This window comes from Variovorax paradoxus B4, from assembly GCF_000463015.1.
GTDB lineage: Bacteria > Pseudomonadota > Gammaproteobacteria > Burkholderiales > Burkholderiaceae_C > Variovorax > Variovorax paradoxus_E.
Genome location: NC_022247.1, coordinates 4961134 through 4977387, shown reverse-complemented (window position 1 = coordinate 4977387; position 16254 = coordinate 4961134). Strand labels below are relative to the sequence as shown.

Below are 16254 nucleotides of genomic sequence, written 5' to 3'. Positions count from 1 at the left end.
TCTCGCTGCATGGACTTCTTTATGCACCCGCTTGTATGGTACATAATGAGTTGCACCGCCGCGCTTTAAGCCTTGAATGAATCGCTTCTCGTGCCGGTTGCCTCAGTTGCCAAGCTTCCCAGCTTTACCGCTGCCAACGAGTTCAAATGACGCGTCGACAAGTCGCTTCGCCTCTGCCAATGGCCCGACCCCTGCGGTTGCCGGTCTCGGTCACGCGAGCCCGACCGCGGCAACCCGCACCTGTCGTGCGCAGCCTGTCCGCCGCCCGCATCGGCGCGCAGGTGAGGGCGCTGCGCATGGCGGCCGAGGTGTCCGGCGGGAAACTGGCGAAGACCTCGGGGATTTCTTCCTCGATGCTGTCGCGCATCGAGCGCGGTCTGGTCTCGCCTTCGGTGGAGACCCTGGAGCGTCTCTCGAATGGTTTGGGCGTGCCGACGTCGCGGTTCTTCGGGGACCAGGCGCGGCGCACTGACTTTTGCCATGTGCGCGCAGGACATGGTGTCTTGGTCGATCGCATCGGCGCCGTGGCGGACTACCGCTACGAGCTGCTGGGCCATCTGCTGTCGGGTAACCTGTTTGTGGAGCCGTACCTGGTCACATTGCTGCCCGGTGCCGATCCCTATGTGACCTTCCAGCATCCGGGCCTCAAGTTCCTGTACTTCCTGTCCGGGGAGGTCAGCTATCGCTATGGCGGCAGGACCGCGGAGGTGAGGGCAGGTGATTCGCTGCTGTTCGATGCGACCGCACTCCATGGGATCGAGGCCATTCAGACCCAGCCGGTCTCTTACCTGTCAGTGGTGTTCACGCTGCGAGAGTAGGCTGTTCTTGGCGGCCCTGGCGCGCAGCGGGGGACGCGGATGCCCATTCGACAGTTCCCCCGAATTCGCTAGGTGCCGAATTCGCCTCTCTGTCCGGCTCTATTTCTCGGTGTTCGGCATGCCGAACATTGAGAAAATCTCGAACGGTAGTAACAGCGGAGGTCTTCTGTTTGATGGAGCCGTGAGGAAATGCATGCAACGGCCGTGTGGGCTCGCTGTGCGAGCAGAATGAATTTTCGGGTTCGGTAGCCTGGACGCGGCGGTCGCGGGACGACGTCGAAACTCCGAGGGCAAAGTCCTTGTGCGGCCATGAGGGCGGGAATTAACCGGACGCTGCTGCGCGTCGCATGAATCCTCTGCGCCGAAGCATGCCTCCCTGTCAACTACCATAATCATGCGACCTCGATAGTTCTCACTCCACGTTAACAAGCGATTTTTATATGGGGACATTCCCGGGCTTCGTGGCATCGCATGTGCATTGGATTGGTCAAGCGCCTCACACTGCGCCTGCAGTCAATCTGGCTGCGCCACCAAGAGGAGATGCTTATGGCAGGAGTTGGAACCACGGCCAAGACCGGCGAACATTGCCCGGAGAGCGGAATTTGGCAATCAATGGATTCGCCATCGACCACAGCCCCTATTGCCAAAGGAAATGTGATGCCACCGCATAACAACAAGGCGGTTACCTGGAAGCTCACGCAGTTGGCGTAGCGTCATCGAGCCGAGCGATAGGGGTCGCCGGCTTTTTCCCCCTTCAATCCACCATCTGGGGAAGTGTTCCTTCGTAGCAGGGAGTGCGCTGCTGGGGCTTGGCCACCGCGGGATGCGCCGCTCGCAGAATTACCGGTCGTGCGCATGACCGTTGATGCGCCGGCATCTGCAGCCGCGGTCGCCTCGGGCCGGTCGAAATTCCTGCGGTTCTCGCCCAAGTGGCTAGTAGCTGCTAGCAATTCGGTGGCATACCCCGTCACTTTGGCCCTGCACTCGGAGGCAATCACCCTCCATTGTTCACCGGACCTGTGAGAAAGTTGCCCACGGCTGTGTCGTGACGACTGACTGCGAGTGATGTGCGCCCAACAGTAGCCGTCAAACGGCTGGATTATTGAGCGGCCAAGCGTTCGGCAATGCCACGTGCCCCAAGGCTTCGCACCGCTCCCAGGATTTCAAGCTGAGCCGCCCGTGGACGCGCCTTGCCTTGTCGAAAGCTCATGCGGCAGGATCGGCCCGATGATCTCGATCAAGGAGCCCTTGGAATGCCTCGCAAAATTACATTACCTGCGTGGGCTGCCCAGCAGTTCGATCCTGCGCCGACCGAAAACACACTCAGGGCCTGGGCGCGTAGCGGGCGGATTGTGCCGGCGCCATTGAAGATAGGCCGAACCTACTGGGTTGAGCCGACAGCAAAGCACATTGCTGAGGTCATGGCAGACAACCGATTGGTGAGCCGGCTTCGGCTATCAAAGCCATGAGATACGCTCTGGGAAAAGGAGAGAGAGATGGACGAAAAAGCGGCTCGCACCATTCAGGCCATCATCGTGGACGGCACATTTACTCTGGCAGGCTTGGCAGCGGCGGCACTTGGCATCTGGTACGTCTGGGAAGGAAATGCCGGACTGGCCGCTACGGGGCTCGGAGGAGGTTTGGTGCTCCTGTTCGCTGCGACCATCCACCGCTTCGAGTCGCTGAAAGGCCTTGGCATGGAGGCCAAGACCAAAGAACTGAAGTTCCAAGTTGACAAAGCGGAACATGCTCTCGCGCAATTGCGGGATCTCGCGGAATTCACCGGAACAAATCTCCTGCGGATGGTCAGTGCTGGCGGCCGGCACGGCAGCGCTACCAGCATGGACAACTCCTATAAGGTTTCGCGAGACGTGAAGAAGCTATTTGCGGACGCGTCAAGTAAACCACAGACCGTTCGCACGGCACTCGAATTCTGGGCCCGATACGCAGCCATTGACATGTTCTCTACGAAACTTCGGGACATGCAGAGCACGTTCGAAAGTCGTATTCGACAGATGGGGGAAGACGCAGCCAAGCTCCAAGGAGATGACTGTGCAGACCTTGTGCGTCGCAGCCAAGCTCTCCGCGAGTTTCAACTTGGCGCGCAGAAAGGGCTTGGCTCCTGGGAGCTTCACGAGTTTCCGAGCCGGCTGCGGCGGATTGTGGAAGAGGCGCCTGATCTTTTATCCGTCCAAAGAGAACAGTGGCGTGCCGATTTCGCACCTGCGATTACTCAACTCCAGTACCTCGCGGACAACCTGGACTATCGGGACCACGAGTACTGGGGCGAGATTTCGCGTAAGCGCGGTTAGCCGCCATCGGCCGTTGGAGCGCCTCGCGCAGGGCCTGCATGTGCCGACCCCACGCTTCTTCAGTGATCAGGCGCGGCGCACTGACTTTTGCCATGTGCGGCAGGACATGGTGTCTTGGTCTATCGCATCGGGGCGGTGGCGGACTACCGCTACGAGCTGTTGGGCCATCTGCTGTCGGGTAACCTGTTCGTCGAGCCGTACCTGGTCACGCTGCTGCCCGGCGCAGATCCCTATGTGACCTTCCAGCATCCGGGCCTGAAAGTCCTGTACTTTCTGTCCGGGAAGGTCACCTACCGCTTGGCGCGAAGTCGGTTGCTGTGAGGGCAGGTGACTCGCTGCTGTTCGATGCGACCGCACTCCATGGGATCGAGGCCATTCAGACCCAGCCGGTCTCTTATCTGTCGGTGGTGTTCACGCTGCGAGAGTAGGCTGTTCTGAGCGGCACAGCCGCGCTGCGGGGGCGATGCGAATGCCCATTCGATGGTTCCCCCGCGAATTCGCTGCGTGCCGAATTCACCTCTCTGTCCAACTCTATATCTCGGTGTTCGGCATGCCGAACACCGAGAAATCCTCGAACGGTAGCAACAGCGGAGGTCTTCTGCTTGATGGAGCCGTGAGGAAGTTGATGCGGCCGTGTGGGCTCGCTCTGCGAGCGAGATGGATGCTCGGTTTCAGCAGCCCGGACGCGGCGGTCGCAGGACGACGTCGAAACTTCGAGGACAAAGTCCTCGTGCGGATATGAGGGCGGGATCGTTCCGTCTACCTCCGTAATGTTCGGCATGCCGAACATCGATGGGGGGATCCGAATGCCGATCGACGGCAACGTTCCGGAGCCGCGAAACGGCGAGGTGAGTTCGACGCTGGAATTCCGAGGGCAAAGTCCTTGTGCGGCTATGAGGGCAGGATAGACTGACGTCAGACATTGTTAACAGCCATGGCGTTGCGATGACTAAGACCTCTCTGTCGAGCGTGATTGGGACCCGGGTGCCGCCCGAAACGAAGGCTCGGTTTGCCGCGCTGGCTGCGCGCCATGAACTGAGCGAGTCGGGGCTGCTCGCCAAAATGGTCAACGAAGTGCTGAGATCCAACAGCGCGGGGTCGTGCGATTCGACTGCCGACGGTGTTGCAGCGGATCGCATCACGCTGCGGTTTCGCACCGGCGATCGAGCGCTGGCGACACAGCGAGCCCATTCCCGTGGAATGAAGACAGCCAGCTACCTCGCCCTGCTGATCCACAACCATGTGCGTGACACGGCCGTGCTGCCGCCGAACGAACTCGATCACATCAAAGTGACCGGCGCCCGACTGGCCGCATTGGGGCGGCAGCTTCGAATGTTCGGCATGCCGAACACGCTGCCCGAGCCGGTGGCACCGGACCTCGGCGAAACGATCGCGCGGGTCCGGCGGGAAGTCGAGGTGGCACGCGAAGCCACGGCCGCCATCGTGTGGCGCAACCTCCTCAGCTGGGAGACCGGCGCGGGGAGCCGCCATGCCTGAACAGACGGCGCGCATCGGACGAAGCGGCCGCGGCGCGGCCGATGCGCCGCGCGACATGACCCTGGACATCGTGAGCTACGGTCGGCGTGGACCCGGCGGCACGCTGCGCCTCGGCGCCGACCAGATCGCGCAGATCCAGCGCACGGTGGGTCGCGCGCCCGAGGTGATGGTGAAGGTTTCCGGCGGCGGACGGGACGTCGGCGGCGTCGAGGCCCATCTGCGCTACATCGGCCGGCACGGCAAGCTGCCGATCGAAACCGACGAGGGGCTGGCGCAGCAGGGCCGAGGTGCAGCCAAGGAGATCACGGCCGACTGGCAGCTTGAGCTTTGCAGAAGCCAGTACAAGCCGAAACCCGCTCCGGGGCAGAAAGACACGCGTGCGAAGTTGGTCCACAACATCGTCCTGTCCATGCCCGCCGGCACGCCGCCGGACAAGGTACGGGCTGCCGCCCGCGTCTTTGCGCGCGAGAACTTCGCGCTGCAACATCGCTATGCCATGGTGCTGCACACCGATCAGCCACACCCGCATGTGCACCTGGTGGTCAAATGCGAGCACGAGTTCGAGCCTGGCAAGCGCCTCTACATCCGCAAGGACACGCTGCGGCAATGGCGCGAGCAGTTCGCCGCACTGATGCGAGAGCAGGGGGTGGCGGCCAATGCCACACCGCGGCAGGTGCGAGGGCAGACGCGCAAGCCCTACAGGGATGCGATCCATCATCGGCTGCGCGCGCTCCGGGCATTCGGCCAACTGCCCCCGAACGACCGGGCCAGGCATCGGCCGCCGAAGACTTCGACCTTCATGCGCGCCAAGCTGGAGAGCGTGCTCCAGGCTCTGAGGTCGGGGCGAGGCGCCGCGGATGACGGACAAGAGAAGATGCGAAACACCCGGCGGGAGGTGGTCGCAGACTGGTGCGCCACAGCAGATGCGCTTCGAAGACGGGGCGAGGCTAATTTGGCAGCCGAGGTGGATCGCCTTGTCGACCGCATGCCTCCTGTACAGACAGATGGGCAGCGCATGGCTGAGCGCTGGAGGGAGACCGAGAGAATTCGAGCGCTGGAGCGTTCGGATGCCAAGTCACCTGGGGCACCTGCTCGGTGAGCCTAGCAGGCTGCTGAAATACCTCCCTTGAAGGGTCGCCCGAAAGCGGGCCTGAGGCGTTGTCTTTGCAGACCCACAAAACCTGCTCCGATGCGCGGCCCTGACACATTCACCGAAGGTTTGTTCACCATGAGACGGCTGGACGACTTCGTTCCCGCCGACCATCCGCTGCGCCGCATCCGGGTGATGGTCAATGAGGCGCTGGCCAAGATGGACGAGTTGTTCTCTCGGATGTACGAGGCCGACATCAAGGGCGGCCGCCCGAGCATCGCGCCGGAGAAGCTGCTGCGGGCGATGCTGTTGCAGATCCTGTTCAGCATCCGCTCGGAGCGCCAGCTCATGGAGCAGACGCAATACAACATGCTGTTTCGCTGGTTCATCGGCCTGGCGATGGACGACGCGGTGTGGGTGCCGACGGTGTTCAGCAAGAACCGCCAGCGCCTGATCGAGCACGACGCGGTCGTCGCCTTCTTCAACGAAGTGCTGGAGACGGCGGAGAACAAGGATTGGTTGTCGGGAGAGCACTTCAGCGTCGATGGCACGCTGATCCAGGCCTGGGCAGGACACAAGAGCTTCGTTCGCAAGGACGGTGACGACGATGCCGGCAGCGGCGGGGACTTCAAGGGGCAGCGACGCAGCAACGAAACGCACGAGTCGAAGACCGATCCCGATTCGAGGCTGTACCGCAAGGGCAAGACTGCCAGCGAGTTGCGCTACATGGGGCACACGCTGACCGACAACCGTCACGGCCTGGTCGTCAACGCCATGGTCACGCAAGCCGACGGCTTTGCCGAACGCGAAGCGGCCAAGGTCATGCGTCAGGGACGCACGTCAAGCCACCGCGAGCCCGGATACCGAGGTCACGCTCGGTGCCGACAAGGGCTATGACGCGGCCGAGTTCATCGAGGCGCTGCATCGCATGAACGTCACGCCGCATGTGGCGCAGAACAAAGCGGGGCGTCGTTCGGCGGTGGCCGACGAGATCGCCCGGAGCGAGGGCTATGCGATCTCGCAGCGCAAGCGAAAGCTCATCGAGCAAGGCTTCGGCTGGGCCAAGTTCGTCGGCCCCATCCGGCAGGTGATGGTGCGCGGCATCCAGAAGGTCGACCAGTTGTTCGTGCTGACGATGGCCGCCTACAACCTCGTGCGCATGCGGACCTTGGCAGAAGTCCGTCCGTTGGCCTCGTAGCGGGGCAACGAGAGCCGAAAACGGGCCCTCGAAACGGGAAAACGGCGACGGCAGCGAACCTGGAACGCAGAAATCGCCCAATCGCCTTCTTCAGGCCGCAGGATGTCGTCGGCGCGCTTGGTACTTCAGCAGCCTGCTAGGACTCTCGGGCCGACGAAACCTAACGCAGGGCGGTGGCTCTGCGCTTCCAATGAGCGCTGTCGACTTCACTGGAGGGTTGCAGTGGCAGTCTCGCCGCCTGAGCGTGGTGGCTGCTGTGCCCCGGCCGGCGCTTTGCCCCTACCAAAGTTGCTAGTTGTCTGAAGTCGCGAGTCGTTGGACGCTCGGCGCATCCATGCGGGAGACAGGTTTCGGGGGGCGCTGGATTGGACTGCAACTGGCGAACTGAGTCCGGAGGACAACGCCGCTCTGGTTTCGGTGCCGGTTGTGCTCTCGTCCGGGTTCTTCGGGCCAGAAGTTCACCGTTGGTACGCACCGCCGCTTGAAGGCTGAATCTAATTCAAGGAGTTGTCATGCAATTCGAACCCCATGCCGATCACCGCCATGTTGATCTGTCGAGCGTGGCAGGCCCCGCGTTTTTTCGCATGGCCGATGTGGTGCGCATCACCGCACTGAGCCGCGCCACCGTGTATCGAAGAATTGCCGAAGGCAAGTTCCCGCCTCCCGTGCACTTGGGAGGACACGCCTGTGGATGGCCTCGTGCAGCGCTCGAGCGCTGGGTCGAAGATCCGGAGGGGTACTCGGAAGCTTCCGGGACCCGCTGATCTCGAAATTGGAGCCTGGCCACGTCCTGGCTGGTTGGCGTCTACCGGGCAGGATCAGGCCGATGGGCGCTTCTTCACCCGCCTGCCGTTCATGTTGTTTGTCCAGCCACTTCAGGTACAGCTCCATCTGGCCCTTGTGCGCGGCCTTGAAGCGGCCGAGTTTGAGTTCGATGGCCACGGGGCGACGCAGCCGGCGGTGGAAGAACAACAGGTCGAAGTAGAAGTCTTCCCCGTCGATGACCATGCGTTTTTGCCGTTCGACGAACGCAAAGCCGCGCGCCAGCGCCAGGATGAAGGCTTCGAGCTGGCGCAGGAGGGCGGCTTTCAGGTCGGCTTCGTCGTGGCCTTGGTGCAAGCCCAGGACGTCCAGAAAGTACGGGTCCTTGAAAATCAGCGCCGGTGATGCGGCCAGTGCGGGCGACCGGGCGGCGGCGATTTCCGTGCGCTCGAAGGCCTTGCGGCCGATCTGGCGGTTCAGCTCCCGCACACGCCACCCGTCCTGCACAGCGTGCTGGGCATCAAAGGCGCGGGCCTCGGGTGTCTTGAGCGCCACGATGGCTACCAGGCGGCTCCAGCTCAATGGTGTCGACAGCGTCGACACAATCTCCACTTCAGGGAAAGCCTCTGCGAACTTCACCATTCGGCGCAGGTTGCGGGATTCGAACCCGCGGCCGGATTCCTGTGCCAGCTGCTGGCCCAACGGGTCGAGCAAGCGGGCGCCGTAGCCGGCACGCTCGCCGCCCAGCACTTCGGAGGCCAGGCGCTGCCCGGCGGTCCAGTACAGCCGGGTGAGCTCGGCATGGACCGCGCCGGCCAGGCGCTGGCGGCTGGCGGTGATCAGCGCGCGTCTACTAGAGTACGCGCATGTCCTTCTGCCCATGCGATCTCCTCGCCCGTTCCCTGGCCGTCAGCGCGCTCGCCCTCGGGTTCGCCGTGGCGGCCCATGCACAGCCGACGCCCTTGGACGATGGCGAAACGCTCCCCGCCGTCACCGTGGATGCCAGGGGCCGTTCGGAAGCCGCCCAGCAAGTTCCGATCCCGCTGACCTCGATCGATGGCGAGGCCCTCGAGACGCAGCAAAGCTGGCGGCTCGAAGACCTGCAGCAATGGTTGCCGAGTACCAGCATCACCTTCGGCGATCCGCGGCAATCGGCCATCGCGGTGCGCGGCGTCGGCAGGAATCCATCGAACGACGGCCTCGAGGGCAGCACGGGCATCTACCTCGACAACGTCTACCTGGGCCGCGCGGGCATGGCGACATTCGACCTGCTCGACATCGAGCGCGTGGACCTGCTGCGCGGGCCGCAAGGCACGCTTTTCGGCAAGAACACGACCGCCGGCGTGCTGGCGTTGCACACGCGTGCGCCGAGCCGCGAGACCGAGCGCAGCCTGCAACTCTCGATCGGGCAGCGCGGACTTGCGCAGGGGCAGGCCATCTTCTCGGGCGCCCTGTCGGAAGAGACGGCGGGCCGGCTGCTGGTGTACGGCACCCATGAACGCGGCAACATCGAGAACATCCACGATGGCGGCAGCGTCAACGGAGGCCATCGATCCGGCATTCGCGGCCAATGGCTGCTGCGCCGTGGCGACGCCTTCAGCCTGCGCCTGATCGCCGATGCGCACCGCGAGCGCTCCACGTACGGCACCCGCGTCATCTATTCGTTGGGAAGCGGACCGGCGGCGGCCCGCGCACGGGCCGGCGGCGCCACCGGCATCGTCACCGACCCGCGGCGCTATGCGGTCAATACCGACGGCGTGGAGCGCGTCGATCTCGACCAGGGTGGCGTGTCGGCCGAAGCGAGCTGGAAGCTCGGGTCCGGCGCCACCGTCACGTCCATCACCGCCGGCCGTTCATGGAAGTTCGTGCCGACGGCCAACGACAACCTCAATGTCCCCGTGCTGATCGACGGCGGCTCCCGCGTGCGCCAGCAGCAGTTCTCGCAGGAGCTGCGCTACGCGGGGCCCACCGGCGGTGCGGTCGACTATGTGGTGGGCGCGTTCTACATGCGCCAGCGCATGCGCAACGAGATATTCACCGTGTTCGGTCCGCGGGCGGACATCGTTCTGCAGGGAACGTCCTTGCCGGTGCTCGCCAACGCGAGCACCGTGAGCTTCGGCGCGCTCGACACGGAGAGCTTCGCGCTCTTCTCCCAGGCCACGTGGCACGCCACGTCCAGGCTCGACCTCACGGCCGGCCTGCGCATCACGCAGGAGCGCAAGGACGGGCGCACCCATCGCGGCGACTCGACCGGTGGTGCCGCTGCCACCGCGTTCCTGCGCAATCGTCCGATCGTGCTGGGTGCCTACGACACAGGCCCGCTGGCCATCCGGAAGACCAGCCCGTCGGCGCTCCTGGGTGCGAGCTACCGGCTGGATGACGACGTGATCGGCTACGCGAGCTTTTCGCACGGCGAGCGGTCGGGCGGGATCAATCTGGCGGGGCCGGGTGCCGCTCCCGGCCCGCTCGGCGCCTCGTCGCTGATCATCGGGCCCGAACGTGTCGACAGCCTGGACGTCGGCGTCAAGAGCAGCCTGTGGAATGATCGCCTGACACTGAACCTGAGCGCCTTCCTGGCAGGCGTGCGCGGCTACCAGACGTCGATGTTCGTGCCCGCCGGCGCAGGCGCGGGCAACTACGTCGAGATCCTCACGAACGCGGGCGATCTCCGCAGCCGGGGACTGGAGCTGGATGCCACTGCGCGACCGGCGCGCGGGCTGACCGTGTGGGCCAACGCCGCCTTCAACGATGCACGCTATCGACGCTATGAGGACGCGCCTTGTCCGTCGGAACGCGCGTTCGTGCCGCAGGGGCGCTGCAGCCTGACCGGACGGCAGGTGGCCGGGACGCCGCGCTGGACATTCAACGTGGGCGCCGAATACCGCAGGCCCGTGAGCCCCACCACCCAGCACTTCGTTTCAGCGGCGTACGCGTGGCGGTCCGCACAGGACGGCACGCTCGACGGGTCGGTCCACTCGCGCATCCCGGCCTATGGCCTGCTGAACCTCGCCACCGGTTGGAAGGTCGCACGGGGCAATGAAATCTGGAGCATTTCGCTGTGGTTGCGCAACGCGCTCGACAAGAAGTATTTCCCGACCGTGGCCGCCACCGCGAACGGTGCCTACGTGGCATCGGTCGGGACGCGGCGCACCCTGGGACTGACAGTCCGGCTGGACTACTGACCTGCTGGATTCCGCCGATCTCTGACCCCAGTACCTGCACGAACCTGCTGCACGGACAGCCGGAAGGCATTGATGTGAGAACGCCTGTGCGAGGCGCTTGGCCCTTCCCAAGGCCGCAGTCGGTGCGCAGGCCGTGTTCGTTCCCGTTCCCGCATGCCGTGCGACGGATCACGTGACTGGTTCGGACGGCGCAGCCGGAAGCGCGAGGCGGAATGTCGACCCGCTGGTGCCTGTTTCGTGCAGTGTCACGTCGCCGCCATGGCGCCTCGCGATCTCGCGCGACAGGTGAAGCCCCAGTCCGGTGCCGGCCACTGCGCTCGCCGTTTCGGCGCGGAAATATTTCTCGAAGATGCGGGCCTTGTCGGGCATTGCGACGCCGGGTCCGCGGTCGATCACGTCGACCTGCACGATGTCGCCCGTGTGCCGCAGCACGACATGCACCGGTCGCTCCGGCGGCGAGTACTTCAATGCGTTCTGCATCAGGTTCTGCAGCGCGATCTCGAGCAGCGCTCGATCGCCGCGCACCTTGGGCAGGGGTTCGCGCACGTCGATGGACAGGCGCGAAGCGCCGGGAAAGTGGAAGCTCTCGCACAGGCCACGCGCGAGCGCCGCCATGTCGACGACTTCGAGGCGAAGCATCCGGTGCTCGGGCTGGAGGCGGTCGGCCAGCAGGATGTTCTCGATCAGCATGGTCAGGCGCTGCACGGCGCGCCGGATCCGCTCGGTGCGCTGCTTCACCACCGGCTCCCCGCCGAGCTTCGAGATGTCGAGCGATTGCGCCGCGCCGTCGATCACTGTCAAGGGCGTGCGGAACTCGTGCGACACCATCGAGACGAACTCGCGCTGCTGCACGATCGCCTGGCGCTCGACCTCGAGCGACTCACGCAGCCGGGCCTCCAAACGGGTGCGGGCCGCGATCTCCTCATGCAGCGCGGCATTGGTCTGCTGCAGTTCGGCGGTGCGTCGCACGACCGTGCCTTCGAGCGCCTGTTCAGCTTCCAGCCGCACTGCGAGCACGCGCTCGCGTTCGGCGCGGTAATCGCGCTCGGCGCGCCGCGTCCGATCGGCCACGGCCACGTTCAGCAGGACGAGGTGGCACAGGGTGCCGAGCCAGTAGATGCGATCGGGCGTCGCGCCGGGCACCTGGTCGCCGAGCCAGAGCTTCAACAGCCCGTAGAGCCCCAGCACCGTTCCCACCGCGAAGGCCGAGGCCGGAAGCAGGTACTGGAACTGGCGCCGCACGAAGAGCAGGTAGCAGACGAAGACCGCGCCGAACAGCGTGGACGCGGCGCTGCCCGCGCTGACCCAGGGGGCGATGGCGGCGTGATGGCCGGCCAGGGCCAGCACGAACGCAACGAAGTTGTACACCACGACCGCGTTGAAGAAATGTGCCGCGGGCGGCCAATGGCGCCGGAACTGGAAGATGCGCGCCATGAACGCGGTACCCACCATGTTGAAGAAGCAGTTGACGACCAGCAGCGTCTGCGCAACGCGTTCGGGGCGAGCGTCGAGGAACCACTGCGCTGCGAACCCCTGGCGGTTGACCGACAGCGCCGCGATGCAGAGCACGTACAGCGCGTAGTGGGCGTAGAGCCCGTCCCGCAGCCAGGCCCCGAAGATCAGGTTCATGCAGACGGCGAGCAGGACGGCGCCGAGCAGCACGCCCATGATGGTGTAGTCGGCCGTGCGGTCGCGCTCGAAGCCAGCGGGCTGCCACAGGTCCAGTTCGGCCCGCAGCGAGGGTCCGTCGTTGCGCAGCCGCAGGAAATAGACAGCCGGCTCGGTCGAAATGTCGAGCGGGAACACGAAGTTGTGGTCGGGGATCTCGCGCGCCGCGAACGGGCGGGCGTCGCCGAGCGGCGTCTCGACGAAGCCGCCGCGCCCGTCCGGTGCATACAAGGTGGCTTCGTGGATGCGCGGCGGTCGCACGCGCAGCAGCCATCGTGCGGGCGCGTCGACCGTGCGCGCGAGCGAGAAGCGCAGCCACACGGCGTCGCGGCTGAAGCCTTCCTCCACCGGCCCATCGAGCGGCGCGAAGCCGCTTCGCTGCGCCCCGCGCGCGACGTCGGCGATACGCCACCTGCCCGAGGGGTCGCGCTGGATCTCCAGGTCGCCGGAGAGTGGGATGCCGCTGTCGAGGCCATCGGAAGCCGACAGGACCACCGCTCGGGCCGGCATCGCCAAGCACCACAGCAGCAGGAACAGAAGAACAAGCAGGCGGCCCGGACCCGCCCGGGTGGTTTCGACGTCGAGGCGCATTGGGACGCGACTTTATACTTTCCGCGCCATGCCATCCCCGAGCCCGCGTACCGGTCCTCTCGTCCATGTGATCGAGGACGACGAAGACATCCGTGCAGAAACCGTCTTCGCACTCGGAGAGCTCGGCTTCGACGCGCAGGGCTTCGGCGACGCCCCGTCGTTCTACAAGGCGTTCGCGGTCCAGCCCTGCGACATCGCGGTGGTGGACATCGGCTTGCCAGGCGAGAGCGGCCTCGCGGTCGTTTCACATCTGCGCGCAATGCAGCGACGGCTCGGCCTGGTGTTGGTGACCGCGCGGGGCGAGCTCGAAGACCGGCTGCTGGGGCTGCGCGAAGGTGCAGACGCCTACCTGGTGAAGCCGGTGAACATGCTGGAATTGGCGGAGACGCTGAACGCCGTCGGTCGGCGGCTCACGGTCGCACCGCAGGGGAACGCAGCGACCTTGCCGCCCGCACCCGCCGCCTGGCGCCTGCTCGAGGGCGACTGGATCCTGGGCGACCCCGAAGGCCGGCAGATGGCCCTCACCACGAGCGAGCGCGCCTTCCTCGGCTGCCTTTTCGGGCAGCGCGGCACGGCGGCGAGCCGCGACGACCTGATCCGCGCGCTCGGTGGCGACGTGTTCGACTTCGACGAGCACCGCATCGATGCGATCGCCAGCCGGCTGCGGCGCAAGGCCGCGAAGCTCGGCATGCGCCTGCCGCTGCATTCGGTGCGCGGCACAGGGTACGTGCTCGCGATCTGACGCTGCCGGGGCTGCCGAGCTCGCAGGGGCCAGGCACATGGTCAGGAACCGTCAGAAAAGGTCAGGAAGGGCGCATGAAACAAACGATCGGGGCTTGGACCATGCGGCACGCGCAACGCGCCGCATTTTCATGTCCTACTGGTTCCAATCTTCCAAGCCTGCGCACATCATGGTCATCGACGACAACGTCGAGGAACTCCAGGTGCTGCTTGCCGCGCTGCGTGGCGCCGGCCATCGCATCAGCCTTGACTTCGACGCGCTCGGAGGCTATCGCCGCGCCGGGGAGCTGCAGCCGGACTTGATCCTGCTTGACGCGCACTTGGGGGCCACCAGCGGCTTCGAGGCGTGCCGGCTGCTGAAGGCGGACCCCACCACCGCGCACATCCCGGTGATTTTTCTCACCGCCGGTGCGACGCTCGAGGAGCGGCTGACCGGTCTGCGAGAGGGCGGCGTCGACTACATCCTCAAGCCCTTCGAACCCGAAGAGGTGCTGGTCCGCATCTCGGTCCATCTCGCGCTCGCACGCCACGGCGCGCAACCGCCCGACGGTGCCGCCGAGGCGCCCCGCAGGCCGCTGGCGTCCGGAGACGAAGCACCCCACGACCTGGACCGCGTGATCGCCAGGGCTGCGCAGCGGCTCATCGAGAGCGACCTTGCGAACATTCCACCGCTGCCGGCGCTCGCCGCGCGCGTGGGCACGCACGAGAAGCGGCTGACGCGGGCGTTCCGTGCCCACACGGGGCGCACCGTGCTCGAGTTCGTGCGCGAGGAGCGGCTGTCGCGCGCGCAGCATCTGCTCGCCCAGACGCCGCTCAGCATCGAGGACGTGGCGCATGCGATCGGGTTCTCGGGTGCCGCGAACTTCACGACGGCGTTCAAGGAACGCTTCGGCAGCACGCCTGCGGCGTATCGGCGGCTGGGTCGCGACTGCGCGTGCGCCGCCTGAAAAGCGGCGTTGCGCTCGGCAGCGCATGGCTGCGTTCGATGCGACGCCACGCCCCTCGGTACGCAACGCCATCATCGGCCCGATCCGGCCCGTGCGCATCACACGCAATGGCTGTACAGGCGCCCCGGCGGCAGGTCGATCGGCAGCGGCGGAATGCGACCGCAGCGGTGCGCAACATCCGTCGGGTCGGACACGCCGGCCTGCGTGTGCGTCCCACGCGGCTTGCCCGTCGCGCGTGCGCAGCGAATGAAAGTCGACATGCGGCAGCCACGTCACGTCGAGCCCGAGCCGCGCGGTGCGCACCTCCTGTGCGTCGTTGACCAGCCACAGGCGCAGCCAGACCGCCGCTGCCGGGGATCCCCGCACCCGCTGGCCTGGCGGGCGCGAACCCGTTCGCGCCACCGGTCGGCAAGGCGCGCGCCGCGCTGGCCGAGGGGCGGGCCGTGGGGTCCTCCAGCACTTCGGCGGTCCGTTCGACGACAACCTCGCCCCGGCCGAGCGCGCTCGCCTTGACCGCTTCCGCTGCGCCGGCAGCGCAGACCCCCAGGCCCAGCGTCAAGCCCGGCAGCAGGCCGCTTGCCCGTCGGGGTGTGCGCGCAGCGGGCGCGTCACGCGTCGGGGGCGCGGCGGGCCACGCCGGCCTGGCGGCAGGCGGACGGCGTGCAGTTGAAGTACTCGCGAAATGCCGTCGCAAAATTGGCGGCGCTCGAGAACCCCACGGCCGCGGCGATCTCCTCGATGCGCATGGCCGATTCGCGCAGCAGGCGGTGCGCCTCGTGCAGCCGTGCCTCGCGCACGAACTCGAAGACCGTGCGGTTCGCGAGTTCCCTGAACACGCGCGACAAGCGCTTCTCGTGCGTGCCCACGCGCGCAGCCAGTTCGCGCAGCGGCGATACCTGGCGCAGGTCGGCGAGGATCAGTCGCTCCGCCGCCTGCATGAGCATGCGGTCCGTGCCCGGGCCTGGCGCGCCGTCACCGTTCGTCGCAGGCCGCTCGGGTGGGGCCGCAGATGGTGGGGCAGGGGCCATGCGCGACCTGCGGGATTCGGCCAGTGCCAGATGAATTTCGACCCGGGCCATCCCCTCGGCCGGATCGAAGGGCTTCACGATGTAGTCAACCGCGCCGGCCCGCAGGCCCGTCAAGCGCGCTTCCAGGCCGGCCGACGAGGTCAGGAAGATCACCGGAATGTCCGCCGTGGCCGGGTCGGCCTTCAGCAGGCGGCAGGCGGCGAACCCGTCGGTGCCGCCCGGACCCACGTCGAGCAGCACCAGGTCCATCTGCAGTGTCGTCGCGCGCCGGTAGCCCTCCATCGCGTCGAAAGCGTGGGTGATGCGGTAGCCGGCGCCCCGCAGCGTTTCCAGCAAGGGCTTGAGTTCGTCGACGCCTTCGTCGACCACCAGAAGATGAACGCTCCGGGGCTCCGGGGGTGACCAATATGACATGGAAGA

Annotated in this window: 12 protein-coding genes and 3 pseudogenes; 11 read left to right on the top strand and 4 right to left on the bottom strand. The window is 65.9% G+C overall.

The window, feature by feature from the left end:
• Nucleotides 1–245: 245 nt before the first annotated feature.
• From VAPA_RS23230 to VAPA_RS35545, 8 genes and pseudogenes are all read left to right on the top strand, one after another.
• Nucleotides 246–818: a helix-turn-helix domain-containing protein gene (locus VAPA_RS23230; RefSeq protein ID WP_041946214.1), complete on the top strand. Its 573-nt coding sequence runs from the start codon at nt 246–248 to the stop codon at nt 816–818.
• A gap of 1208 nt (nt 819–2026) precedes the next feature.
• Nucleotides 2027–2287 (top strand): excisionase, encoded by a 261-nt coding sequence (locus VAPA_RS34050; protein WP_329604088.1) that lies wholly within the window; start codon nt 2027–2029, stop codon nt 2285–2287.
• A gap of 27 nt (nt 2288–2314) precedes the next feature.
• Nucleotides 2315–3130: a hypothetical protein gene (locus VAPA_RS34045; RefSeq protein WP_021012443.1), complete on the top strand. Its 816-nt coding sequence runs from the start codon at nt 2315–2317 to the stop codon at nt 3128–3130.
• Nucleotides 3131–3143: 13 nt separating this feature from the next.
• Nucleotides 3144–3558 (top strand): annotated as a pseudogene (locus VAPA_RS23220) (cupin domain-containing protein); the annotation flags it as partial.
• A 517-nt stretch (nt 3559–4075) separates the two neighbouring features.
• On the top strand, nt 4076–4627 hold the full coding sequence (locus VAPA_RS35240; protein WP_021012441.1) for a hypothetical protein: 552 nt from the start codon (nt 4076–4078) through the stop codon (nt 4625–4627).
• Entirely contained in the window at nt 4620–5726 is a 1107-nt protein-coding gene (locus tag VAPA_RS23210) for a relaxase/mobilization nuclease domain-containing protein (protein ID WP_021012440.1), read from the top strand. The genes VAPA_RS35240 and VAPA_RS23210 overlap by 8 nt, the downstream gene beginning before the upstream one ends.
• A 90-nt stretch (nt 5727–5816) precedes the next feature.
• A pseudogene (locus tag VAPA_RS23205) lies at nt 5817–6915 on the top strand (IS5 family transposase).
• 512 nt (nt 6916–7427) lie between these two features.
• A pseudogene (locus VAPA_RS35545) lies at nt 7428–7577 on the top strand (helix-turn-helix transcriptional regulator); the annotation flags it as partial.
• Here the strand turns inward: VAPA_RS35545 and VAPA_RS23195 are convergent.
• On the bottom strand, nt 7519–8559 hold the full coding sequence (locus VAPA_RS23195; protein ID WP_021012439.1) for a PDDEXK nuclease domain-containing protein: 1041 nt from the start codon (nt 8557–8559) through the stop codon (nt 7519–7521). The pseudogene VAPA_RS35545 and the gene VAPA_RS23195 sit on opposite strands and share 59 nt — an antisense overlap.
• Between VAPA_RS23195 and VAPA_RS23190 the strand changes: the two genes are divergently transcribed.
• Entirely contained in the window at nt 8544–10859 is a 2316-nt protein-coding gene (locus VAPA_RS23190) for a TonB-dependent receptor (protein ID WP_021012438.1), read from the top strand. The two genes, VAPA_RS23195 and VAPA_RS23190, sit on opposite strands and share 16 nt — an antisense overlap.
• Before the next feature lie 168 nt (nt 10860–11027).
• Here the strand turns inward: VAPA_RS23190 and VAPA_RS23185 are convergent, their stop codons facing one another.
• Nucleotides 11028–13118, bottom strand: a complete 2091-nt coding sequence (locus VAPA_RS23185; protein ID WP_021012437.1) for a sensor histidine kinase — start codon at nt 13116–13118, stop codon at nt 11028–11030.
• Nucleotides 13119–13146: 28 nt separating this feature from the next.
• On the opposite strand from VAPA_RS23185, the gene VAPA_RS23180 reads away from it, so the two are divergent.
• Nucleotides 13147–13860, top strand: coding sequence for a response regulator transcription factor (locus VAPA_RS23180; protein WP_021012436.1), 714 nt, complete (start codon nt 13147–13149; stop codon nt 13858–13860).
• A 130-nt stretch (nt 13861–13990) separates the two neighbouring features.
• Nucleotides 13991–14806: a response regulator transcription factor gene (locus tag VAPA_RS23175; RefSeq protein ID WP_021012435.1), complete on the top strand. Its 816-nt coding sequence runs from the start codon at nt 13991–13993 to the stop codon at nt 14804–14806.
• Nucleotides 14807–14904: 98 nt separating this feature from the next.
• Here the strand turns inward: VAPA_RS23175 and VAPA_RS34560 are convergent, their stop codons facing one another.
• Together VAPA_RS34560 and VAPA_RS23170 are read right to left on the bottom strand one after the other, a co-directional pair.
• Nucleotides 14905–15066: a hypothetical protein gene (locus VAPA_RS34560; RefSeq protein WP_155248090.1), complete on the bottom strand. Its 162-nt coding sequence runs from the start codon at nt 15064–15066 to the stop codon at nt 14905–14907.
• Nucleotides 15067–15414: 348 nt separating this feature from the next.
• Nucleotides 15415–16248 (bottom strand): response regulator transcription factor, encoded by an 834-nt coding sequence (locus tag VAPA_RS23170; protein WP_021012434.1) that lies wholly within the window; start codon nt 16246–16248, stop codon nt 15415–15417.
• Between the last annotated feature and the right edge of the window lie 6 nt (nt 16249–16254).